This window comes from Microbacterium sp. NPDC008134 (assembly GCF_042957055.1).
GTDB lineage: Bacteria > Actinomycetota > Actinomycetes > Actinomycetales > Microbacteriaceae > Microbacterium.
In genome coordinates this window covers 212577-235252 of the sequence record NZ_JBIBHO010000004.1, presented here as the reverse complement: position 1 = coordinate 235252, position 22676 = coordinate 212577, and the positions used below count along the sequence as shown (strand labels likewise).

At 70.1% G+C, this 22676-nt stretch carries 22 protein-coding genes; 6 read left to right on the top strand and 16 right to left on the bottom strand.

Annotated features, from left to right (window positions below):
• Window positions 1-237: 237 nt before the first annotated feature.
• Window positions 238-1671: a gamma-aminobutyraldehyde dehydrogenase gene (locus ACFY9N_RS16600; protein WP_391479996.1), complete on the bottom strand. Its 1434-nt coding sequence runs from the start codon at window positions 1669-1671 to the stop codon at window positions 238-240.
• Window positions 1672-1770: 99 nt separating this feature from the next.
• Here ACFY9N_RS16600 and ACFY9N_RS16595 point away from each other — a divergent pair, with 99 nt between their 5' ends.
• The 3 genes from ACFY9N_RS16595 to ACFY9N_RS16585 are packed head-to-tail and all read left to right on the top strand — an operon-like array spanning window position 1771 to window position 4080.
• Window positions 1771-2235, top strand: a complete 465-nt coding sequence (locus ACFY9N_RS16595) for an Lrp/AsnC family transcriptional regulator (RefSeq protein ID WP_391479995.1) — start codon at window positions 1771-1773, stop codon at window positions 2233-2235.
• Between the two features lie 55 nt (window positions 2236-2290).
• Entirely contained in the window at window positions 2291-3694 is a 1404-nt protein-coding gene (locus ACFY9N_RS16590) for an NAD(P)/FAD-dependent oxidoreductase (RefSeq protein WP_391479993.1), read from the top strand.
• Window positions 3691-4080, top strand: a complete 390-nt coding sequence (locus tag ACFY9N_RS16585) for a cupin domain-containing protein (protein ID WP_391479991.1) — start codon at window positions 3691-3693, stop codon at window positions 4078-4080. Before ACFY9N_RS16590 ends, ACFY9N_RS16585 begins: the two co-directional genes overlap by 4 nt.
• Window positions 4081-4089: 9 nt before the next feature.
• On the opposite strand, the gene ACFY9N_RS16580 is transcribed toward ACFY9N_RS16585, so the two are convergent.
• From ACFY9N_RS16580 to ACFY9N_RS16560, 5 genes are all read right to left on the bottom strand, one after another.
• Entirely contained in the window at window positions 4090-5124 is a 1035-nt protein-coding gene (locus tag ACFY9N_RS16580) for a DNA-methyltransferase (protein ID WP_391479990.1), read from the bottom strand.
• On the bottom strand, window positions 5103-6152 hold the full coding sequence (locus ACFY9N_RS16575; protein WP_391479988.1) for a lipoate--protein ligase family protein: 1050 nt from the start codon (window positions 6150-6152) through the stop codon (window positions 5103-5105). Before ACFY9N_RS16575 ends, ACFY9N_RS16580 begins: the two co-directional genes overlap by 22 nt.
• A 148-nt stretch (window positions 6153-6300) precedes the next feature.
• Window positions 6301-7038, bottom strand: a complete 738-nt coding sequence (locus ACFY9N_RS16570) for a DUF1684 domain-containing protein (protein WP_391479987.1) — start codon at window positions 7036-7038, stop codon at window positions 6301-6303.
• A 258-nt stretch (window positions 7039-7296) separates the two neighbouring features.
• Entirely contained in the window at window positions 7297-8163 is an 867-nt protein-coding gene (locus ACFY9N_RS16565; RefSeq protein ID WP_391479985.1) for an alpha/beta fold hydrolase, read from the bottom strand.
• Between the two features lie 62 nt (window positions 8164-8225).
• Entirely contained in the window at window positions 8226-8963 is a 738-nt protein-coding gene (locus ACFY9N_RS16560; RefSeq protein WP_391479984.1) for a copper homeostasis protein CutC, read from the bottom strand.
• Between the two features lie 59 nt (window positions 8964-9022).
• Between ACFY9N_RS16560 and ACFY9N_RS16555 the strand changes: the two genes are divergently transcribed.
• The 3 genes from ACFY9N_RS16555 to ACFY9N_RS16545 all read left to right on the top strand — a co-directional run bounded on the left by ACFY9N_RS16555 (window position 9023) and on the right by ACFY9N_RS16545 (window position 11300).
• Complete coding sequence (locus ACFY9N_RS16555) at window positions 9023-9463, top strand: MarR family winged helix-turn-helix transcriptional regulator (RefSeq protein WP_391479983.1); 441 nt, start codon at window positions 9023-9025, stop codon at window positions 9461-9463.
• A gap of 5 nt (window positions 9464-9468) precedes the next feature.
• On the top strand, window positions 9469-10803 hold the full coding sequence (locus tag ACFY9N_RS16550; protein ID WP_391479982.1) for an MFS transporter: 1335 nt from the start codon (window positions 9469-9471) through the stop codon (window positions 10801-10803).
• A 113-nt stretch (window positions 10804-10916) separates the two neighbouring features.
• Complete coding sequence (locus tag ACFY9N_RS16545) at window positions 10917-11300, top strand: hypothetical protein (protein WP_391479981.1); 384 nt, start codon at window positions 10917-10919, stop codon at window positions 11298-11300.
• Between the two features lie 171 nt (window positions 11301-11471).
• Here ACFY9N_RS16545 and ACFY9N_RS16540 read toward each other — a convergent pair whose 3' ends face one another.
• The 10 genes from ACFY9N_RS16540 to ACFY9N_RS16495 form a co-directional block, all read right to left on the bottom strand.
• Window positions 11472-12641 (bottom strand): hypothetical protein, encoded by a 1170-nt coding sequence (locus tag ACFY9N_RS16540; RefSeq protein ID WP_391479980.1) that lies wholly within the window; start codon window positions 12639-12641, stop codon window positions 11472-11474.
• Between the two features lie 66 nt (window positions 12642-12707).
• Window positions 12708-13928, bottom strand: coding sequence for an ornithine--oxo-acid transaminase (gene rocD / locus ACFY9N_RS16535; RefSeq protein WP_391479979.1), 1221 nt, complete (start codon window positions 13926-13928; stop codon window positions 12708-12710).
• Window positions 13925-14803: a dimethylargininase gene (ddaH, locus tag ACFY9N_RS16530; RefSeq protein ID WP_391479977.1), complete on the bottom strand. Its 879-nt coding sequence runs from the start codon at window positions 14801-14803 to the stop codon at window positions 13925-13927. The genes rocD and ddaH overlap by 4 nt, the downstream gene beginning before the upstream one ends.
• A 253-nt stretch (window positions 14804-15056) precedes the next feature.
• Window positions 15057-16064: an NAD(P)-dependent alcohol dehydrogenase gene (locus ACFY9N_RS16525; protein ID WP_391479976.1), complete on the bottom strand. Its 1008-nt coding sequence runs from the start codon at window positions 16062-16064 to the stop codon at window positions 15057-15059.
• 1 nt (window position 16065) lies between these two features.
• Window positions 16066-16281, bottom strand: a complete 216-nt coding sequence (locus tag ACFY9N_RS16520) for a helix-turn-helix transcriptional regulator (protein WP_391479975.1) — start codon at window positions 16279-16281, stop codon at window positions 16066-16068.
• Window positions 16281-16715, bottom strand: a complete 435-nt coding sequence (locus ACFY9N_RS16515; protein ID WP_391479974.1) for a hypothetical protein — start codon at window positions 16713-16715, stop codon at window positions 16281-16283. The genes ACFY9N_RS16520 and ACFY9N_RS16515 overlap by 1 nt, the downstream gene beginning before the upstream one ends.
• 167 nt (window positions 16716-16882) lie before the next feature.
• Window positions 16883-20575, bottom strand: coding sequence for a proline dehydrogenase family protein (locus ACFY9N_RS16510; RefSeq protein ID WP_391479973.1), 3693 nt, complete (start codon window positions 20573-20575; stop codon window positions 16883-16885).
• Between the two features lie 69 nt (window positions 20576-20644).
• Window positions 20645-21526, bottom strand: coding sequence for a hypothetical protein (locus ACFY9N_RS16505; protein WP_391479970.1), 882 nt, complete (start codon window positions 21524-21526; stop codon window positions 20645-20647).
• Window positions 21523-21945 carry a hypothetical protein gene (locus ACFY9N_RS16500; protein ID WP_391479969.1) on the bottom strand — a complete coding sequence of 141 codons (423 nt, stop codon included), beginning with the start codon at window positions 21943-21945 and terminating at the stop codon, window positions 21523-21525. Before ACFY9N_RS16500 ends, ACFY9N_RS16505 begins: the two co-directional genes overlap by 4 nt.
• A gap of 162 nt (window positions 21946-22107) precedes the next feature.
• A complete protein-coding gene (locus tag ACFY9N_RS16495) occupies window positions 22108-22668 on the bottom strand; it encodes an acyl-CoA thioesterase (protein WP_391479968.1) in 561 nt (186 codons plus the stop codon).
• Window positions 22669-22676 lie beyond the last annotated feature (8 nt).

Here is a 22676-nt window from a genome sequence, read left to right as displayed (position 1 = left end):
GCGACCACCGACATTCGGACACGAAAAGACCAGGCCACAGCAACTATCGACACGAACAGTGGAGAACCCGAGGGGACACCACACCGGTGCAGAACGAATACCCGCGCGGGGCGGGACCCTTCGACAAGCTCAGAGACCCAGTTACACGACCAACGAGCATCCCGGGGTGGAACCCTTCGACAAGCTCAGGGGCCCAGTGCGGGGGCGGCCTTCCGTCTCGCTCAGGCGCGACCCGTCTCAGTCGAGCGCGCTCATCACGTGCTTGATGCGCGTGTAGTCGTCGAACCCGTACTGCGAGAGATCCTTGCCGTACCCCGAGTGCTTGAACCCGCCGTGCGGCATGTCCGAGACGAACGGGATGTGCGTGTTGATCCACACGCACCCGAAGTCGAGGTCGCGCGAGAACCGCATCGCCCGTGCGTGGTCGGTCGTCCACACCGAAGCCGCAAGCGCGTACGGCACGTCGTTCGCCATCGCCAGCGCCTCCTCGTCGGTCGAGAACGACTGCACCGTGAGCACCGGACCGAAGACCTCGCCCTGCACGATCTCGTCGTCCTGCCGTACCCCCGACACGATCGTCGCCGGCCAGAAGTAGCCGCGCTCACCCTGCCGCGCACCGCCGGTCTCCACCCGCGCGTGCGCCGGCAGCCGGGACACGAACCCCGACACCTGCTCCAACTGCGCCGCACTGTTGAGCGGCCCGTACAGCACGCCCTCCTCGCGCGGCCCACCGGTACGGGCATCCGACTCCGCCCGCGCGACCAGCGCCGCTACGACCTCGTCGTGCAGAGACGCGTGCACGAGCACCCGCGTCACCGCCGTGCAGTCCTGCCCGGCGTTGAAGAACGCCCCGGTGACGATGCCCTCGACGGCCTTCGACACCGACGCATCCGCGAACACGATCGCCGGTGCCTTGCCGCCGAGCTCGAGGTGCACGCGCTTCACGTCGTTCGCGGCCGAGCGCGCGACCGCCATCCCCGCACGCACCGATCCGGTGATCGCGACCATCTGGGGCGTCGGATGCTCCACCAGCGCCACCCCGGTGTCGCGGTCGCCCAGCACCACGTTCAGCGTTCCGGCGGGGGTGTGCAGCGCCACGATCTCGGCCAGCAGCAAGGTCGACAACGGCGTCGTCTCGGCCGGTTTGAGCACGACGGTGTTGCCCGCGGCGAGCGCCGGTGCGATCTTCCACACCGCCATGTTCAGCGGATAGTTCCACGGCGTGACCTGCCCGATCACGCCGATCGGCTCGCGCCGCACGAACGAGGTGTGACCTGCGAGGTACTCCCCCGCCGCACGCCCCTCGAGCGACCGTGCGGCACCGGCGAAGAACCGCAGCTGGTCGACGGACTGCATGATCTCGTCCTCGACGAGGCTGGCGCGCGGCTTGCCGGTGTCGCGCGACTCCAGGTCGGCGAACTCCTCGGCGCGCGCGGCCATGTCGTCGGCGATGCGGAAGAGGGCGAGCTGCCGGTCGGCGGGCGTCGTGTCGCGCCAGAGCGGGAAGGCAGCGGATGCCGCGGCATATGCGGCGTCGACGTCACCGGCATCCGACACCGGGAGGCGGCCGTACTCCTCCTCGGTGGCGGGGTCGATGAGCGGAAGGTCGCCTGCGCCGGACACGGGGACGAACCGACCGCCGATGAAGTTCTGCAAGGTCTCTGTGCGCATGCGGCCACAGTAGCGCGGCACTTTCGCAATCGAAAGACCCTGAGCCCGGAGACGACGGAATCGGTTGCACCTCCGGCATCCGCCTGTCAATATCGACGCATGGGCACGAAGACGCAGCCGGCGCTGGACGACATCTCGAAGCGGATCATCGAACTGCTCCAGGAGGACGGCCGTCGACCCTACGCCGAGATCGGCCGCGAGGTCGGCCTCAGCGAAGCCGCCACCCGGCAGCGCGTGCAGCGGATGACCGATGCGGGAACGATCCAGATCGTCGCCGTCACCGACCCCCTGCAGCTCGGATTCCATCGGATGTCGATGATCGGCATCCGAGTGACCGGCGACCCGCGGGCCGTCGCAGAGCAGCTCACCGAGATCACCGAACTCGCCTACGTCGTCGTCACCCTCGGCAGCTTCGACATCCTCGTCGAGGCCGTGTGCGAGAACGACGCCGACCTGCTCGAACTCATCGCGACCCGCATCCGCACCATCCCCGGCGTCGTGCACACCGAGAGCCTGCTCTACGCGGGTCTCTACAAAGACCTCTACAACTGGGGAACGCGCTGACGCGCACCCCGCCCGCACACAGCACAGAGCACACAGCACAGACACGGGAGCGCGCATGGGAACCACCGTCTTCGAACGCCGCCGGCCGCAGGACTCCGTGATCGACGAGTCCCTGCGCGACACCTCCTTCGCCGTGTTCTGGCTCGACGACGTGCAGCGCACCGAGTACCCGACGCTGACAGGGGCGATCGAGGCCGATCTCGCGATCGTCGGCGGCGGGTACGCGGGACTGTGGACCGCGATCCGCGCCAAGGAGCGCGACCCCGACCGCCGGGTCGTGCTGATCGAGGCGTCGCGCGTCGCCTGGGCGGCATCCGGTCGAAACGGCGGATTCTGCGAGGCGAGCATCACCCACGGCCACGAGAACGGCGTGAACCGCTGGCCCGATGAGATCGGCCAGCTCGAGCGTCTCGGCCTCGAGAACCTCGACGGCATCGCCGACACCGTCGAGCGGTACGGGATGGATGCCGAGTTCGAGCGCACCGGTCAACTCGCCGTCGCCGTCGAACCCCACCAGGTCGACTGGCTGCGCGAGGAGGAGGGGTTCCTCGACCACGACGCCGTGCAGGCCGAGGTGCACTCCCCCACGTTCCTCGCCGGCGCCTGGGAGCGCGAGGGCACCGCGCTCGTGCATCCCGCCAAGCTCGGTCTCGAACTGGCCCGCGTCGCCACCGACCTCGGCGTCGAGATCTACGAACACACGCTGGTGCAGGACATCCTGGGCGACGGATCGGGCCCGATCACGGTCGAGGCCCGCGACGGTCGGGTCGTGGCGGATGCCGTGGCGCTGGCCACGAACGTCTTCCCCTCCCTCCTCAAGCGCAACCGTCTGATGACCGTGCCCGTCTACGACTACGTGCTGATGACCGAACCGCTCAGCACCGAGCAGCTCGCCTCGATCGGGTGGCGGAACCGTCAGGGCCTCGCCGACAGCGCCAACCAGTTCCACTACTACCGACTCACCGCCGAGAACCGCATCCTCTTCGGCGGCTACGACGCGGTCTATCACTACGGCGGAAAGGTGCGCCCCGAGTACGAAGACAGGATGGAGAGCCACCGCCGCCTCGCCTCGCACTTCTTCACCACGTTCCCGCAGCTCGAAGGACTGCGCTTCACGCATCGCTGGGCCGGAGCCATCGACTCGTCGAGCCGCTTCTGCGCGTTCTTCGGCACCGCCCGCAAGGGTCGCGTGACCTACGCCACCGGGTTCACCGGGCTCGGCGTGGGAGCGGCGCGGTTCGCCGCCGACGTCATGCTCGACAAGCTCGCGGGTGACGAGACCGAGCGCACCGCGCTGAAGATGGTTCGCGAGCGGCCCGTCCCCTTCCCACCCGAACCGGCCGCCGCGGTGGGCATCAACCTCGTGCGCGCCGCGATGGACCGCGCCGACCACAACCAGGGCAAGCGCAACCTCTTCCTCAAGACGCTCGACGCCCTCGGCATGGGATTCGACTCGTGAGCGACATCGACCCCGCCCAGGGACTCGCACCGGTGCCGGCGACGGGCCTGCTGCCGGGAACGATGGCGGATGCCGCGGGCCTCGCCCTCGTGCACGAACCGCTCCCGGCATCCGATGTCGTCGCGGGCGACCCGACCACCGCGGTGCACCCGCTCTCCCTCATCCGCGGCACCGAGGTCGGCATCTGGGAGATGACGCCGGGCACGGCATCCGACGTCGAGACCGACGAGGTCTTCGTGGTGCTGTCGGGGCGGGCGCGCATCGCTTTCGACGACCCGGCGCTCGCCGATCTCGACGTCGCACCCGGCTCGGTCGTGCGCCTGGCCGAGGGCCAGCGCACCGTCTGGACGGTGACCGAGACGCTGCGCAAGATCTACATCGCCTGACGGCGGGTCTCAGTCCAAACGGGTGACCTCGGCGTGCGGCATCCGCTCGCGCATCACACGGATCGCCTCGGGGTTGTCGTCGACGAGAACGCTGTCGCGGCCCAGCGCCGAGGCGACCGCGCCGGTCGTGCCGCTGCCCGCGAAGAGGTCGAGCACCCGATCGCCGGGGCGGCTGGACGCGCGAATGATACGGCGCAGGATGCCCTCGGGCTTCTGCGTCGGGTAGCCCGTCTTCTCGCGGCCGGTCGTCGGCACGATCGTGTGCCACCAGACATCGGTGGGCAGCTTGCCGCGCGCCGCCTTCTCGGGCGTGACGAGACCCGGTGCCATGTACGGCTCACGGTCGACCTCGTCGGAGTCGAAGAAGTACGCCCGCGGATTCTTCACATACACGAGGATCGTGTCGTGCTTGGTGGGCCAGCGGCTGCGCGACTTCGCCCCGTAGTCGTAGGCCCAGATGAGCTCGTTGAGGAACGAGTCGCGGCCGAAAACCGCGTCGAGCATGACCTTCGCGTAGTGCGCCTCACGGTAGTCGAGGTGCAGGTACAGCGTGCCGTCATCGGCGAGCAGCCGCCAGGCCTCTTCGAGCCGCGGCATGAGGAAGTCGCCGTAGTCGTCGAAGCGGTCGTCGTAGGTGCGCAGCATCCCGCGCACCCGCTCGTAGCGGTGGCCGTGGAAGCCGTGGCGGATCTCGGCGGGCGGGGTCTCGGCGGGCGGGGTCTCGGCATCCGCCGGTTCAGAACTCCGGACGGATGCCTCGGCGGCCGTGGATTCCGGGTCGATCTGCCCCTCGGCATCCGATTCCTCCGGAGTTGTGGACGCCCGCGTCGCCGTCATGATCTGCCGCTCGCGCGCACGACCCGTGTTGAAGGGCGGGTCGAGGTACACCAGCGTGAACGAGGCGTCGGGCAGCGTGCGCGCGGCGGCGAGATTGTCGCCCTCGAGGATCGAGACGGAACCGACCCGAACAGGTTCGATGGCGACGTCGCCCGGCGCCGGGGACTCCGGATGCTCGGGCGTCGTCACGGCACCCGGTGCAGCCACGCGTCGGTCGAGAACTTCGTCTCGACCAGCTCCTCCGCCGCGGCGTACTCGTCGTCGGCGACCGTGCCGTCTTCGGCCGAGGTGAGCGAGCGGAAGGTGTCGATGAAACGATCGATGATCTCCTCGCGGCTGAGACCGGTCTGGCTGCGCAGCGGGTCGACGCGCTTGGCCGCCGACGTGGTGCCCTTGTCGCTCAGCTTCTCGCGGCCGATGCGCAGCACCTCGGTCATGACCTGTCCGTCGAGGTCGTACGACAGCGACGCGTGGTGCAGCACACCGCCGTTGGCGAGACGCTTCTGCGCCGCGCCGCCGATCTTTCCGGTCGAGCTCGCGATGTCGTTGAGCGGGCGGTAGACGGCGTCGATCCCGAGCGAACGCAGTGCCTGCAGCGCGAAGTCGTCGAGGAACGCGTACGAGTCGGCGAACGTCATGCCCGCGACGAGGGATGCCGGAACGTACAGCGAGTACGTGATGATCTGCCCCTCGGGGATGAGCATCGCGCCGCCGCCCGAGATGCGGCGCACGACGTCGAAGCCGTGGCGCTCGGCACCCTCGGGGTCGACCTCGTTGCGGTACGACTGGAAAGATCCGATGACGACCGCCGAGCCGTCCCACTCCCAGATGCGCAGGGTCGGGCGACGACGCCCCTCGCCGACGCGCGAGGTGAGCACCTCGTCGAGCGCGAGGTTCATGGCCGGCGAGACGGCTTTGTCGTGCACGATCTCCCAGTCGAAGTCGCGCCAGCCCGGGGCGGTGACGAGCGCGCGGCGCACCACGGTGCCGACAGCCTCGGGTGTGAAACCGAGAAGCTGAGCCCCCTCGGGAAGAGCATCGCGCACGGCGGTGGCGATGACCGAGGCATCCGCTTCGACCGGCAGCCCGTTCACCGCGTCGTTGATCGCCTCGAGCGCCGTGTCGGGCTCGAGGAAGAAGTCACCAGCGAGCCGGAACTGCGCGATCTTCCCGTCGTCGACCTCGAGGTCGACGACGACGAGCTTTCCTCCGGGGACCTTGTATTCACCGTGCACCTCCCCAGCCTACGGCCGACCGGGGTTGTTGGTCGCGGTCTAAGTCGAGCGGGGCGGGCCCTTCGACAAGCTCAGGGACCCAGTGGGTGAGGCCGGTTCGAGCAACTGGGTCGCTGAGCCTGTCGAAGCGCCCCCGCCCGAGAAGCTGTCAGCGACCGAGGACGACCGCGCGCTCGCCGGCTCGGATGGGCGCCGTGAAACGGTTGCCCGCCGGCGGCAGCGGGCACACGAACTGGTCGGAGAACGCGCACGGCGGCAGGTACGCCCGATTGAAGTCGACGATCGCGGCGCCGTCGTCCTCCGGCTCGTCGATCGCGAGGAAGCGGAACGGGAACGTCTCGATCCCGTTGGTCCCATCGGCGAAGACCGCGCCGAGGCCGCCGCGCACGTTGCGCGTCACTGTCAGCTCGTGCGCGGCTCCGCGGATCTCGAATCGCACGCGCCCTGCGACCGGCGCCTCGTGCTGGTCGCCGTCGATGGCGACGATCGTGATCGACTCGTCGGTGGCGGGAGTGAACACCGCCGGCAGTCGCCAGGCGGGGTCGGGCCGGTAGGCGTCGATCGCGCTGAACCGCTCGCGCTGGGGACGCGCCGGGTTGAACACCCGCAACGCCACGGTCTCGCGGCGCGGGAACACCCGCAGCTCACGTCGCCCGAACCGCAAGGCCTCGCCCCTCCGGAGGGTGACGGTGGCCCCGGCGACCCCGAGCTCGGTGCCGCGGATCTCGCCCTCGCCGCCGACGGCCCAGAGGCCGGGCACGTTCTCGACCGCGGCCGGTTCGGAGATCAGCCAGTTCGTCGACTCGAGCGACGACGGGCCGTACTCGGCACCGGCCACACGCTCGCGCTCGTCGTGCCACGCACGCCAGTCGCTGTCGAAACTCATCGGACCCCCTCACGCCATCGCGGAATGTTGCCCTGAATCTACGGCGGGGGCGGAGCATCCGTCGGGCGGGTGTCACGCGCCTTCACCCGACGTCATCCGGCGTCACACCGGAGTCTCGTCGGGGGACGCTTCGACAGGCTCAGCGACCCAGAAGAGGGGGGGCTCAGCGACCCGGAAGAGGGGCGGCTCAGCGACCCGGAGCCGAGGACCGACAGAACTGGGTCCCTGAGCCTGTCGAAGGGCCCACCAGAAGAGCCTTCAGCGGGCGGGGATGTGCGTGTCGAGCCAGGCGAGGGTGTCGGCGCGCACATCGTCCTGCTGCAGTTCGGCGAAGATCTCGTGCCGGGCATCGGGGTAGACGAGGGTCGTCACATCGGTGAAGCCCGAACGGCTGCGGTACTCGTCGGCGAGCTTGTGCACGCTGCGCGGTCCGCCGACCGGGTCGTCGCGTCCCACCAGCAGAAGCAGCGGCACGTCGCGCCCACCGATCGCCCGCAGGTCACGCCGCGGCCGGCCGAAGAGCTTCGCGGCCTCGATCGGCCCGAACAGCTTCAGCAGCGGCTCGCCCGTCGTGAGCGGGTCGACCTCGAACGCGGCCCACACCTCGGGGTCGCGGCTGAGCCACTCGTAGCCGGTGGCTTCCGGCCCCGCCCAGCGGGCGTTGAGGGGCGCGGCACTGAGCGATCCCGGCATCCGCAGTGCCGACCCCGACAGGATCACCGCATCGAACGCCTCGGGATGCTCGTTCAGCAGCATCTGCGCGAGGAACGATCCCCACGAATGCCCGAGCAGCACGAGCGGCAGGTCGGGATTCTCGTCGCGGATGATGCCGGTGAGCTGCCAGACGGCATCCTTCGCGGCGCGCAGCCCGCCCTTGCCCAACCGGCCGAGCCGCGCGGGCCCGCCGTGCTGGCGGATGCCGGTGCGGCCGTGTCCGCGGTGGTCGTCGGCGTAGACCGTGAACCCCGCGGCGGTCAGCGCGGCGATCAGCGCGCCGTAGCGTCCGGCGTGCTCGCCGACGCCGTGCAGCAACTGCACGACACCGCGGGGATCGGCGGTCGCCGGGTGCACGTCGTAGACGATGGCGATGCCGTCGGCATCCGTGAACTCTCGGGTATCCGTCACGCTGCGAGCCTACCGATCGGCGGCGCGGCGCACATCCGCGCCCGGGCACAGCCGCGCGCGGCTCACACCCCCAGGGCGGCGCGCACGGCGATGGCGGTGTCGCGGTCGGTGACCTCGTACCCGCCGACCCCGTCGGAGGCCGAGCCCATGCGCACGCCGCCCTCGGCGATCACGCTGCGCTTGGCCGAGAAGTGCAGCGCGTCGACCCCGGTGGCGGCGAGCTCGACGGCGTTCGCGGCGCCGACGCCGCTGCCGGCCATGATCTGGATGCGTCCTTCGGCACGCGCGACGAGCGCACGGAGAGTGTCGATGCCGTCGATCGCGGCGGATGCTCCGCCCGAGGTGAGCACGCGGCGCAGTCCGAGCGCGGTCGCGGCGTCGAGGGTCGCGAGCGGGTCGGGGGTCACGTCGATGGCCCGGTGCAGGGTGACGGATGCCGAGCCTGCGGCATCGCGCAGCCGGGTCATGACGTCGATGTCGAGCACGCCCTGCGCGTCGAGGGCGCCGATCACGACGCCATCCGCTCCGGCCTCGAGCACGCGGCGCACGTCGCGCTCGGTGATCGCGATCTCCTCGTCGGTGTAGTGGAAGTCGCCGCCGCGGGGGCGCACGAGCACGTGCACCTCGACCCCGGCGTCGCGCGCCGCCTCGACCGAGAGCTCGAGCGTGGCGGGCGACGGCGTGAGCCCACCGAGGGCCAGCGCGGTCGCGAGCTCGACACGGGCGGCGCCGACCTCTCCGGCGATGCGCACTCCGGCGGGGTCCTGCACGGCGATTTCGAGAGCGGGGGTTCGGGTCACGCGATCCATTCTGCCGTTCCCGCCCCGTACGCCGATCATTTAGATAGACTAACTAAGTAATGACTTCGCCTGACGACTCCCTCCAGCTCACCGCCACCGAGTTGCGCATGGCCACGTTCCGGCTCGCGCGACGCCTGCGCTGCGCCCGCGCCGCCGACTCCATGAGCGACGCCCAGCTCGCCGTGCTCGCCGACCTGCGCATGAACGGCCGCCGCACCATCTCGACCCTCGCCGAGCGCGAGCGCGTCACCGCCCCCTCGATGACGAACACGATCAACGGGCTCGAGGAGCAGGGCTACGTCACCCGCACGGTCGACGAGCACGACCGCCGCCGCGTGCAGGTCGAGATCACGGATGCCGGCGCCGAACTGGTCGTCGAGACCATCCGCCGCCGCGACGTGCTGCTGGCCGACATGCTCGCCGAGCTCGACTTCACCGAGGACGAGCTCACGACGCTCCGCGAAGCGAGCATCCTCATGCGACGGGTGACCGACCGATGAGCGCGATGTTCCGTTCGTTCGCGAACATCAACTACCGCATCTGGTTCGCCGGCGCCCTCGTCTCGAACGTCGGCGGATGGATGCAGGCGACCGCCCAGGACTGGGTCGTGCTCACCGAGCTCACCGACAACGACGCCGCCGCCATGGGCTTCACGATGGCGCTGCAGTTCGGGCCCCCGCTGGTGCTCGTGAGTCTCACCGGCTGGGTGGCCGACCGGTTCGAACGTCGGCGCATCCTGCTCGCCACCCAAGGCACGCTCCTGCTGCTCGCGATCGCCGTCGGCGTGCTGCTCCTCAACGGTGTCATGACCCTGCCGATGATGTTCGGCTTCGCGCTCGCGTTCGGCATCGTCAACGCCTTCGACGCCCCGGCACGCCAGGCGTTCGTGTCCGACATGGTGACGGCATCCGACACCTCCAACGCCGTCGCCCTCAACTCGGCATCGTTCAACCTCGCCCGCATGATCGGACCCGCCGTCGGCGGTCTGCTGATCGTCGCGATCGGCTCGGGCTGGGTGTTCATCGTCAATGCGGCGACGTTCCTGGCGATGATCCTCGCGCTCGGCCTGCTGCGCACGAGCCTGCTCGCGAAGCGGCCCAAGCATCGCGGGCGCGGCGGACTCGCGGCCGGATTCCGCTACGTGTGGGGCCGGAGCGATCTGAAGGTCGTGTTCGTGACCGTGTTCCTGATCGGCGCGTTCGGAATGAACTTCCCGATCTTCGCGTCGACCATGGCGCTCGAGTTCGGAGCGGGAGCCGACGGATACGGCGTGCTGTCATCGATCCTCGCGATAGGTTCGCTCGCCGGCGCCCTGCTCGCCGCGCGCCGCGATCGGGCGCGGGTGCGCGTGGTGATCCTCGCGGCCGGAGGCTTCGGCATCGCGGCGTTCGTCTCGGCCGCCATGCCCACCTACCTCACCTACGGCATCACGCTGATGTTCACCGGGTTCATGATCGTGACGCTGCTCACGACCGCGAACGGCTACGTGCAGATCACGACCGACCCGGCGCTGCGCGGCCGCGTGCTCGCGCTGTACATGGCGGTCATCATGGGATCGACCCCGGTCGGCGCGCCGATCGCGGGATGGGTGGCGGATGCCTTCGGTCCGCGCACCGCGATCATGCTCGGCGGTACGGCCGGGCTCATCGCCTGCGCGATCGGTGCGGTCTGGGTGCTCACCTCCGGGCGCCTGCACCGCCGGGAGAACCGCCGCTTCCTCCTCACCCTCGACGAGACGCGCCCGCTCAGCGTGATCGACGAGGTCGACCCGGTCGAGTTCAGCGACGAAGCCGCCGTCACCACGCCGATCCGCCGCCCGAGGGACCCCGAGAACCCGTAGCCCCGGCATCCGCCGCAGGCATCCGCCCCTGCCGGAAACGGCAGGTGAGTGCGGTGAGGCTCACCTTGTCAATGGGGTCTTCGGATGCTGCGGCCACCAGTACCGTCGCGGGCATGGACGAGAACACCGAACACACCCCGCACACGGAGGATCCCGCGGAGGGCGCCGAGGGCGTCGGCGTTCCGCAGTCCGGTCAGGGCGGCGCGATCCAGGGCGACAGCTCGCACGGCGACTCGCCGCGCGGTGCGATCCAGGGCGATGCCGACGACGAACCGGTCGACGACGCGCACGGCAACCAGGGCGCGGCCCAGGGCGGCGCGATCCAGGGTGACGCCTCGCACGGCGACTCCCCGCGCGGCGCCATCCAGGGCGATGCCGGCCCCGACCGCGACGCTCCCCTGGGCGGCGACGAGACCACCGAGCAGCAACTCCACGCAGACAATGCGGCCGAGGAGGAGACCCTCAAGCTCCTCGACCCCGACAACCCGCCCGCGTAAGTCCCCAGCTTCGCGGGTGCGCGCGTCATCCCCAGTGACGCACGAGCCACCCCCTTGAGCGCGAGCCACCCGCCTGCGGGAGGCCCCGAAGGGGGTGGTTCGCGCTGTTCGGGGTGGTTCGCGCAACCGACGCACATCGGATGCCGCACATCGGATGCCGCGGCTCGGCGATCAGCGCAGCGGCGGCCACTCGTCGAAGCGGAAGGTCCCCTCGACCCGGTCGTCGTCGGACTCTCCGAGTTCCTGCGTGAGGTCGTACAGGTCACCCCACAGCGGCGGACTCTCGATCGACACCCACGTGGATTCGTTCACGCCGCGGAACGCGTCGATCCGCAGGACGAAACCGTCGGCATCCGTCATCGCCCGCATATCGTCGGCATCCCACCCGAGCGCCTGCAGCCGCGCACGGAAGTCCTCGCCGTCGACGTCGACCCGCACGTCGTCGATGCCGAATCCGGCCTCGATCGTCACGCAGTCGGCATCCGCCCGCCGGCACTCCCACGAATACGACCCGAAGCCCGCCGACCCGACCGCCCGCCCGTCGTCGTCGATGATCTGCCAGCCGTCGTCGGCGATCAGCTCGCGCACCTCGGAGAGCTTCTGCTGCGTGCGCTCGTAGGTCGCCAGCGCCCGCTCGGCCTGAGCGGCGATCGGCATCGCCGAGACCTCGGCGACCGTGTCACCCGCGGCATCGCGCTGCAGCGCCGTCGCGACGACGCCGGCGCCGATCGTCGCGACGAGCAGCGCGGGAACCACGAACGCGGCGATCCACGCGACGACGGTCCACCCGTCCTGGCGCCGGGGCATGCCGGTCTGCACACCCGGCATCGGTCGCGGTTGCACGATCGCGAGCACGAGCACCGCCACCCACGCGAGCACCGCGATCGCCAGCGCCGCGAGGAAGACACCCTGTTCGTAGTCCAGCGAGAGCGGCACCGTCATCACATCGCGCAACAGTGATCTCGACGGCCCCGAGTCACCCATGTCCTGCATCGTGAGCGCCAGCGTGAACCACGCCCACCAGTTCACGAAGAGCAGCCAGACGATCGGAGCTGGCGCGGTGGTGTGCCCTCGCCTGCGCAGGATGAATCGCGGAAGCATGCCGAGCAGGCCCGCCGCGGGAACGAACACCGGCGACAGGAACATCAGCATCAGCGTGCCCCAGCCGCCCGAGCCGAGGAAGCCGTGGAAGACGAAGAAGACCGGGAGCACCCAGCTCATCCAGGGCCAGAGCGCCCAGGCGAAGCCGTGGATGCCGCCCGCGGTCGGGCGCGGCTGCGGCGCGGGCAGGTGCCAGGGCGGTGCTCCGGCCGCCACGGCATCCGGATTCTGATATGCCATCGGTTCCCCCTCCGCCGCCAGCCTAGCGAGGCGGCGGAGGAGGACTGACGAGCGGATGCCGCCGCGCTACGCGCCCAGAACGACCTTGAGTTGCTCGACCGCCCAGTCGAGCTCGGTCGCGCGGATCACGAGCGGCGGGGCGATGCGGATGGTCTGACCGTGCGTGTCCTTGACGAGCACGCCGCGCTCGAGGAGCTTCTCGGCGATCTCGCGTCCGGTTCCCTTCGCCGGGTCGATGTCGACGCCGGCCCAGAGACCCGCGATGCGCACCGCGGTGACGCCGTGGCCGATGAGCGGCTCGAGGCGCTCGGCGAGGTGGGCGCCGAGAGCGCGGGCGCGCTCCTGGAACTCGCCCGTCTCGAGCATCTCGACGACCCGCAGGCCGACGGCCGCCGCGAGCGGGTTCCCGCCGAAGGTCGAGCCGTGCTCGCCCGGACGGATGACGCCCAGCACGTCTTCGTCGCCGACGACCGCCGACACCGGCAGCAGTCCGCCGCCGAGCGCCTTGCCGAGCAGGTACAGATCGGGCACGACGCCCTCGCGGTCGCTCGCGAACGTCTCGCCGACGCGGCCGAGACCCGCCTGGATCTCATCGGCGATGAACAGCACGTTCTTCTCGTCGCAGATCTCACGGATCCGGCGCAGGTAGCCCTCGGGCGGGATGATCACGCCACCCTCGCCCTGGATGGGCTCGATCAGCACCGCGGCGGTGTCGTCGGTGATCGCGGCGGCGATGGCATCCGCGTCGCCGTAGGGCACGATGTCGAAACCGGGCGTGAACGGACCGAAGTCGTCGCGGGCCTGCTCGTCGTCGCTGAAACTGACGATCGTCGTCGTGCGGCCGTGGAAGTTGCCGGCCGCGACGATGATGCGCGCCTTGCCCTCGGCGATTCCCTTGACCCGGTAGCCCCAGGCGCGCGCGACCTTGATGCCGGTCTCGACGGCCTCGGCACCCGTGTTCATCGGCAGCACGAGGTCCTTGCCGGCGAGCTTCGCGAGCGCCGCGGCGAACGGCTCGAGCTGGTCGCTCTGGAACGCGCGGCTGACGAGCGTCACGCGGCCGAGCTGCTCGGTGAGGGCCGCGACGAGCGCCGGATACCGGTGCCCGAAGTTCACGGCCGAGTACGCGGCGAGCAGGTCGAGGTAGCGCTTGCCCTCGACATCCGTCACCCAGGCACCGTCACCTCGGGCGATGTTCACCGGCAGCGGGTGGTAGTTGTGGGCGACGTGCGTCGCCTGGGTCGCTGAGCCTGTCGAAGCGTCCGTCGTCACAGCATCCGTCGTCACTTCGCACCCCGCAGTTCGAGCGTGCAGCACTTGATGCCGCCGCCGCCGAGCAGCAGCTCGGAGAGGTCGACGGTGATCGGGTTGTAGCCGCGTTCGCGCAACTGCTTCTCGAAGCCCTTCGCGCGCGGCGAGATGATGACGTTGTAGCCGTCGCTGGCCGAGTTGAGGCCGAACACGGCGCCGTCCTCGTCGGAGACGAGGATCGCGTCGGGGAAACGCTCCTCGAGGATCGCACGGCTCGCGTCGTCGAACGCGCCCGGCAGGTAGGCGATGTTCGCGCGCTCGGGGCCGCCGTTCTCGACACCCTGCACGGGGTCGAGCACCGCGATGGCGGTGTCGAGGTGGTAGAAACGCGGGTCGGTGAGGCCCAGAGAGACGACCTCGCGGCCGAAGACCTCGCCGACCTCGCGGTGGCTGTCGCCGGTCGAGCGGAACCCGGTGCCCGCGAGGATCACGTCGCCGACGAGCAGGAAGTCTCCCTCGCCCTCGTTGACCTCCTTCGGCATGACCGTGTCGTAGCCGTTGGCGCGGAACCAGTCGGCGAACGCGGGCGCCTCGCCCTGACGTTCGACGAAACGGAACTCGGGCACGTACGCGCGGCCGTCGATGAGGAATCCGCCGTTGGCCGTGTAGACCATGTCGGGGTAGCCGGCGAGCGGCTCGATGAGCTCGACCTCGTGGCCGAGCTCGATATAGAGGTCGTAGAGCTTCTGCCACTGGGCGACCGCGTTGGCGGTGTCGGTGGGGCGACTCGGCTCCATCCACGGGTTGATGGAGTAGTTGACCGTGAAGTGCTCGGGACGGCACATCAGGTAGCGGCGGTGGTGCGCGGTACGCGCGGGGGCGGATGCCACGGCGGTCTCAGGCGTCGACATGGATGCTCCTCGAATGAACGGGTGCGGCGGACGCTGTCCAGGGGCCCGGCGGAAGTTCGACCCACTCACTCGTTTCTGCGAGACGGCGGGGAAGATGCGATTCGGGCACGCCGGTTTCATTGTGCCATCCGCCGGCTGTGGGGGGCCAGAGCGGCGGGGGTTCGGTTGATTCGCGTTTCGAATCGCTCACTTCGTCGTTTCGGAGGCCCTGGAGGCGCAAAGTGAGCGATTCGAAAGCCGGGGGGGATGCCGTCTACACAGCGGCGGTGACGACGACCTTGCCGACGGTGTGGCCGGCCTCGACGTGGGCGAGGGCGGCGGATGCCTCGGCGAAGGGGTACTCGCGTTCGATCACCGGTCGCAGAGCTCCGGCCCCGATCAGCGCGAGGAGCTCGCGCACGATCTCGGGCTTCGGCGCCGCCGCCAGGGGACGGATGCGACGGCGCGAACCGATCGACAGCACGGCGGCTTTCAGCATCCGCGGGATCGGGCCGAGCACATGCCCACCGTCGCCGCTGACGAGCACGACCGTGCCGCCGTCGCGCACGAGTCGCTGCAGCGGACGCAGCGGCATCCCGCCGACGACGTCGATCACCGCGTCGAAATGCTCCGCAGGCAGGTCGCTCACCGGTGACCTGCGGTGATCGAGCACTCGCACGGCACCGAGTTCCTCGACCAGCGCGCTGTTGCGCTCCCCGCACGTCGCCCAGACCTCGGCGCCGCGCAGGGCGGCGAGCTGCACCGCGAACGTGCCCACTCCCCCGGAGGCGCCGAGCACCAGCATCCGCCTGCCCGGGGCAGCCGCGCCGCCGGGCGTGATCCCGGCCGCGTCCAGCGCCTGCCAGGCTGTGCCACCCGCGATCGGCAGGCACGCGGCGACGCTCGGATCGACGGATGCCGGTCGCCCCGCGAGTCGATCGGCGGGCGCGACCGCGTACTCGGCCAGCCCTCCCCCGGCGGGCAGTTCGACGACAGCCTCGTCGCCGGGCGAAGCATCCGCCACACCGTCGCCGACCGCGACCACCGTCCCGGCGACGTCCATTCCCCGGATCGACTGCGTCGGACGGCGCATCCCGAAGATCGGCCGCACGAGCAGGGGGTCGCCGAGCATGAGGCGCACGTCGCCGGCGTTGAGGGCGGTGGCGCGGATGCGCAGCAGCACCTCACCGGGACCGGGTTCGGGCACCGGCATCCGCTCGTGGCGCTGGCCGGATACCGGGCCGTAGGCCGGATTCCTCCACACCTGCATCGTGGTCGTCATGTCACGCCTCCGGGTAGGAGAAGAGGTCGTCGAGCCCGACGTCGAACGCACGGGCGATCTGGAACGCGAGTTCGAGCGTGGGCGAGTACTTCTGCTGCTCGATCGCGATGAGGGTCTGCCGGGTGACGCCGATCGTGCGGGCGAGTTCGGCCTGGGTGAGGCCTGCGGCCTCGCGTTGGGTGCGGATGCTGTTCGAGACGAGTGTGGGCTTGACCATCAGACGAGTCCCCGACGGTAGGCGACGACCCGGGCGATGCCGCCCACGATGGCCGAGACGGCGAAGCCCAGGAACATCGTGTTCGCGATCCAGAAGACGTCGGCGCCGAGCGCGCAGAGCCCGATGACCCCGAGCCCCGCGATCACGATGAACGACTGCTCGACCCGTCCACCCATGCGGCTGATGTCGCGGTCGCGGATGTCGCTGCGGCCGGTGCCGTCGGGATCACGGCGGTGGGCGATCATGCCCCAGAGGATGCTGAGCACGATCGTGCCCACGATGCCGATGCCGATCGCCCAGAGCATCAGCGGGAACCAGTCGACGCTCTCGATCGGTCGCGTCGTCGCCTGCTGCAGCACCACGACGACATACGCCGGGATGACGATCAGGCTGACGATGAGACCTGCCCAGGCATTGCGCTCTTCGTAGACCACGACGCACCTCCATGTAAAGGATTCTTGACATGAGAATACGTCTGGCACGAGTGCGATGTCAAGAATTCTTTACACTCGTCACTTCGGCAGGCTTTCGAATCGCTCACTTCGTCGCTTTCGACCCTGCGGAGCGACAAAGTGAGCGATTCGAAACCCGGGAGAACCCCTCAGATGACCTCGGCGAAGACCGGGTCCGGGTTGCCGAAGCGGTGCGCGGTGATCGAGATCGCCTGCTCGTGCACGAAGGGCAGCAGCTCGATGCGTCCGGCCGATGTCACCTCGCCGTCGTATACCGCACGGTCGGGATCGCCGTCGACCGCGTGGGCGAGCGCGGCATGCGCCGCCGCCACCGCGGGGCGGGACCCGATCAGGCGGACGCGCGACGCCCGGGGCGCGGAGAGCTCCGCAGCCGCGGCATCCGCACCCTCGGCATCCGAGTCCGACCGCGAGCCGCCCATGCGCGCGAGCCACTCCTCGTCCGTCTCGAGGAACACCGCCGCGTCGAGATCGCCCAGCGCGTGGCGCACCCCGGCCGGAAGCCCTGCCGACACCGACAGCACGAACCCCGCCCCGGCGCGCACCGCGGCGAGCACCGTTCGGAGCACCTCCTGCAGCGGAGCATCCGCCGTCGCCCGCAGCTCCACGGGCAGTGGGCGATACCGGAACAGGTTGCGCTCGACCCCCAGGCGCGAGACGTCGCGCACCCGGCCGAACTCGCGGTCCCAGGCGAGGGCGTCCGACAGCGCCGACTTGCGCAGCCACTCGAACGACTCGTAGTCGAGCGAGGGCTGGGCCGACTCGATGAGCGCCGTGATGCGGGAGTCGAGGCCGCGCAGATGCAGCGTGCTCGACGGGGTCGACCCGGGGCGCGAGCGCCACGACCCGAGGCCGACGAGATAGTTCGGGCCGCCGGCCTTCGTGCCGGGACCGACCGACGAGCGCTTCCACCCGCCGAACGGCTGCCGCTGCACGATCGCCCCGGTGATGCCGCGGTTCACGTAGAGGTTGCCGGCTTGCACCCGGTCGAGCCAAGTCGCGAGGTCGCCGGGGTCCTGCGTGTGGAGCCCTGCGGTGAGACCGTAGGCGACGGCGTTCTGCATCTCGATCGCGGCCGCCAGGGTCGGCGCGTACATGACGCCGAGCACCGGGCCGAAGAACTCCTCGAGGTGGAACCGCGACCCGGCACGCACCCCGACACGCACCCCCGGGGTCCAGAGGCGTCCGCTGCCGTCGTCATCCGACGAGAGCGACGGTTCGATCAGCCACTTCTCGTCACCCTCGAGCTCCGAGAGCGCCCAGGCGAGCTTGCCCTGCGGCTTCTCGATCACCGGGCCGACCTCGGCGAGCGGGTCGGTGGGCCAGCCGATGTGCAGCGAGCGGACGGCATCAGCCAACTGCCGCGCGAAGCGCTGCGAACGCCCGACCGGTCCGACGAGGATCGCGAGGGATGCCGCCGAGCACTTCTGCCCGGCATGCCCGAAGGCGCTCTTGACGAGGTCGGCGACCGCGAGGTCGAGATCGGCCGAGGGGGTGATGATCATCGCGTTCTTGCCGCTGGTCTCGGCGAGCAGCGGCAGGTCGGCGCGCCACGATCGGAAGAGGGCCGCCGTGTCCCACGACCCGGTGAGGATCACACGATCCACGGCCTCATGGGTGATCAGCTGCTGTCCGAGCTCGCCCTCCTCGATGTCGACGAGGGCGAGCACATCGCGGGGAACGCCCGCCTGCCAGAGCGCCTCGGCGATCACGGCGGCGCAGCGTCGCGCCTGCGGCGCCGGCTTGAAGATGACGCCCGATCCCGCGGCGAGCGCGGCCAGCACACCCCCGGCCGGGATCGCGACCGGGAAGTTCCAGGGCGGCGTGACGACGGTGACGGATGCGGGAACGAAGGCCGCCCCGGCGATCGCGTCGAGCTCGCGCGCGGTCGCCGCGTAGTAGCGGGCGAAGTCGACGGCCTCACTGACCTCGACATCGGCCTCGGCGAAGATCTTTCCGGTCTCGGATGCCGCGACCTCGATCAATTCTCCGCGGCGCGATTCCAGTGCAGCGGCCGCGCGCAGCAGCACCTCGGAGCGGTCGGCGGCGGGTCGCGAACCCCAGCTCGGCGCGGCACCCCGCACCGTCCGGATGATGCGCTCGAGGTCACCGCCCTCGTCGACGCGAGCGGTCGCGAGCGTGTCGTCACCGGCGGTCGACGTCGCGATGCGCTCGCGGATGACGCGTGCCCACTCGCGGTTGGCGGGGAGGGCCGGGTCGCTGTCGATCGCGTTCGTGAAGCCCGGCGCGCCCGCGGTCTCATCGATGATCTCGCGCGGCGAGTAGACGGCGGTCTCGAGGTAGGGCTCGCCGTCGAACCCGTCGTCGCCGCTCGAGCCGCGGGAAATGCCGAGCACGGCCTTCGTGAGGTCGGCCTCGGGCTGCGGGTCGACGAACACCGGGCGCACGGACTCGTGCATCGGAGCCAGGCGGTCCTGACGCCGACGCGGGCCGGTGCGCAGGTTCGGGTCGGTCGAGCGGTCGAGGGCGTCGAGGAAGCGGTCCCGCTCACGCGCGAACAGCGTCTCGTCGTCGCCGAGCTGGAATGCGGCCGAGAGGAAGTTGTCACTCGACGCGTTCTCCTCGAGGCGGCGCACGAGGTAGCTGATCGCGACGTCGAACTCGGCGGGAGCGACGACCGGCACGTAGAGCAGCACGGGGCCGACCTCGCGCGAAATCGCCTGCACCTGCCCCTGCGCCATGCCGAGCAGCATCTCGAACTCGACCTCGTCGCGCACACCGCGCTCACCCGCGAGCAGCCAGGCGTAGGCGATGCCGAACAGGTTGTGGCCCGCGACGCCGAGGTGCACGGCAGCGGTGCGTTCGGGGTGCAGCGCCCAGTCGAGGCACCGGAGGTAGTTGGCATCCGTGTCGAGCTTGGTGTCGTATGTCGCCGGGGTCCACCCGTGCATGGTCGCCTCGACGCGCTCCATGGCGAGGTTCGCGCCCTTGACGAGACGGATCTTGATGGGGGCACCGCCGTGCGCGACGCGGTCCTGCGCCCATGCGGTGAGTTCCTGCAGCGCGGGCAGGGCGTCGGGCAGGTAGGCCTGCAACACGATGCCGGCATGCAGGTTCGCCAGACGCGGGTCCTCGAGGATGCGCGTGAACACCGCGATCGTGAGGTCGAGGTCGCGGTACTCCTCCATGTCGAGATTGATGAAGGTGCCGTCGGAGGACGCCGTGAGGTACAGCGGCAGCAGCCGCTCGACCACCCGATCGACGACCTCGTCGAACGCCCACATCGAGATGTGGCTGACGACCGCCGAGACCTTGACCGAGACGTAGTCGACGTCGGGTCGGCGGATCAGATCGTGGATGCCGTCGAGGCGGCGCTGCGCCTCGCCCTCCCCGAGCACGGCCTCGCCGAGCAGGTTGAGGTTGAGGCGCGCACCGGTTCCCTTGATGCGCTCGATCGCCGGCCCCAGCTTCGCGGGGCGGGCGTCGACGACGAGGTGTCCCACCATCTCGCGCAGAACCCGGCGGGCGATCGGCACGGTGGGAGCCGGGAGCACGGGAGCGATGCCGCCGCCGAGCTTCACGGCACCGCGCAGGTACCAAGGCAGGAACTCGGGCACGATCGGCGCGATCCGGTGCAGGCGGGATGCCGCGGCCCCGAGGCTCTCGGGCCGCATGACGCCGTCGACGAATCCGAGAGTGAACGGCAGACCGTTCTCGTCGCGCAGCACACCGGCCAGCCGTTCGGCCGCCGGATCCACGTCGGCCGCGGCCGCCTCGACGACCCAGCGACGGGCGAGCTCGACGGCCTGATCGGCGATCGGGGCGGATGCCGCGGCATCCGATGCGGGAGACGACTCTGCCATGTCTCTCACCCTAGGTCTCTCCCCGCACAACTTCGGGGTTCCGAGCCGACACGCCGAGGGACGGATGCCTCAGCCGGGGTGTCGCGGCGAAACCTCCGAAGTCGTGTCGGGCGCGGGAGTCGCGAACTCCCGGGCGATCGCGGGAACCCACAGCAGCACGGACGGCACCCCGGCGAGCACGGCGGCCCACCAGAGCGTCGGCGCCAGGATGACGAGACCGATCGCCGCGAGCACCGATCCGGCGAGTACCGGGCCCCGCGGCATCCGCCAGCGACGAGCCACGGCGAGGAGCACCGTGATGTTCGCCACCGGTCCCAGCGAGACCAGGGAGATGCCGAGGATGCCGACAGCGTCGATGATGCCCTCGCCCGACATCCAGAGCAACAGCGAGAGGAGCACACTCAGGAAGGCCCAGGCCGAGCACACGATCCAGAGAGGAATCGCCAATGTCGTGAGAGCCAGCGCGCATGTCACCCACGGCGTCGGCGAGTCGGCGAAGCCCCCGCCCTCGAACCATCGCCGCGACGAGCGGACCTTCGACAGAGCGACGCTCACGAGCAGGAGGGGCACGAGCAGCAGCACCAGGATCGTGCCCGTGAAGATCGCAATGAGCCCGCCCGCTGCCGTCATCACGACCGCGAGCGCCTGCACGAGCATCGCGAAGTCGCCTGACATGGTCTGGCGGAACAGGCCGAGAACTCCGCCCACGCTCACGACAGAGGCGAAGGCAGCGGGAAGTGCGAGTGCGGTCAGCTGAAGACTGAGCCCCAGCTCGTGCGATGCGGAGACAGTGTCACCAGCGAGGTCGGCCCAGGCGAGAGTCAGCGGCGCCGCCAGGCTGAAAGCCCAACCCACGACGATCACCACCTGCACGATGAGCATGGCGACGACCGTCGGCGGCATCCGCGGATCTGTCCCCAGCCCGAGCACGGCGCGTGTCGAATCCGTCATGAGTGCACCCCGGGAATCGGCACCGGCGACCCGGGCACGTGAGGTTTCGGGTGGTACCACCGGTGCGACGACGGCAGGAATTGCAGGCCGGCGTAGGCGACGAAGAGGGCGATCCATCCGGTGCTCTGCGGTGACTGGATCCACGACGGGATCATCACCGCCACGATCACGACCGCCTGCACGAGCGCCGCCCACCGCACCCACACCCACCGGAGTCGGCATCCGATGACACCGATCACGCCGGCCCCCGTCGCGAACACGCAGGCGAGCAACGACGCCGCGCTCGCCACGTCGGAGACGCCGAGGAAGCCGACGATGGAGAGCGCCCCGAGGCCCCAGAAGATCACCACGCCCACCCCGCACACGATCGCGAACACGATGCCCGGAGGCATCCCGTCGCCCTCCTGCAAATCGCTCATGTTCCCCCGACTCCCGATCCCGCGCCCGCACGACTTCGGAGATCGCGGGCGACACGCCAGGCTAAACAGCGTCACGGCGGTGTGTCGAGGCGAAACTCCGAAGTCGTGCGAGGCACACCGATATACCTCGAGAACAGGGGAAAATGCGGGCGAGAGAAGCGCTCAGCTCCAGTCGCTCGGCGCCTCCGCACGAACGGGCGGAAGGGCGGATGCCGCGGCCCAGTCGTGCACCCAGGCGTCGATCTCGGGCACGCCCTCGGGCTTGCCCACCGCGGCGAACAGCTCCTCGTTCGCGACCGTGCCGCCGGTGCGCCGCAGCATCCGCGCCCGGATGATCGCCCGTGCGTAGATCTGCCCCTTCACGACCGCGCGGTGCTCGAGGAACAGCGCCTTGTCGTCGTGCCCGATGAACCGCGACTGCACCTCGAACCGCTTCCACGGCACGAGCGACCGGCGGAACGTGATCGTCTCGCTCGACACGACGGCGTACCAGCCGTTGTCCTTCATGGCGTCGAACAGTCCGCTTCGGATCAGCAGGTCCCACCGCCCCAGATCGAACAGCGACAGATAGCGACCGTTGTTCATGTGGCGCAGGATGTCGGTGTCGGTCGGCAGGGTCGTCAGACGGATGCTGCCCACCGCGGTCGCGTCGAGAGTCTTGCCCCGCCGCACGCGGGAGCGGGCTCGGAAGATCACCAGGAGGGTGCGCCAGATCACGTTCACGAGGATCG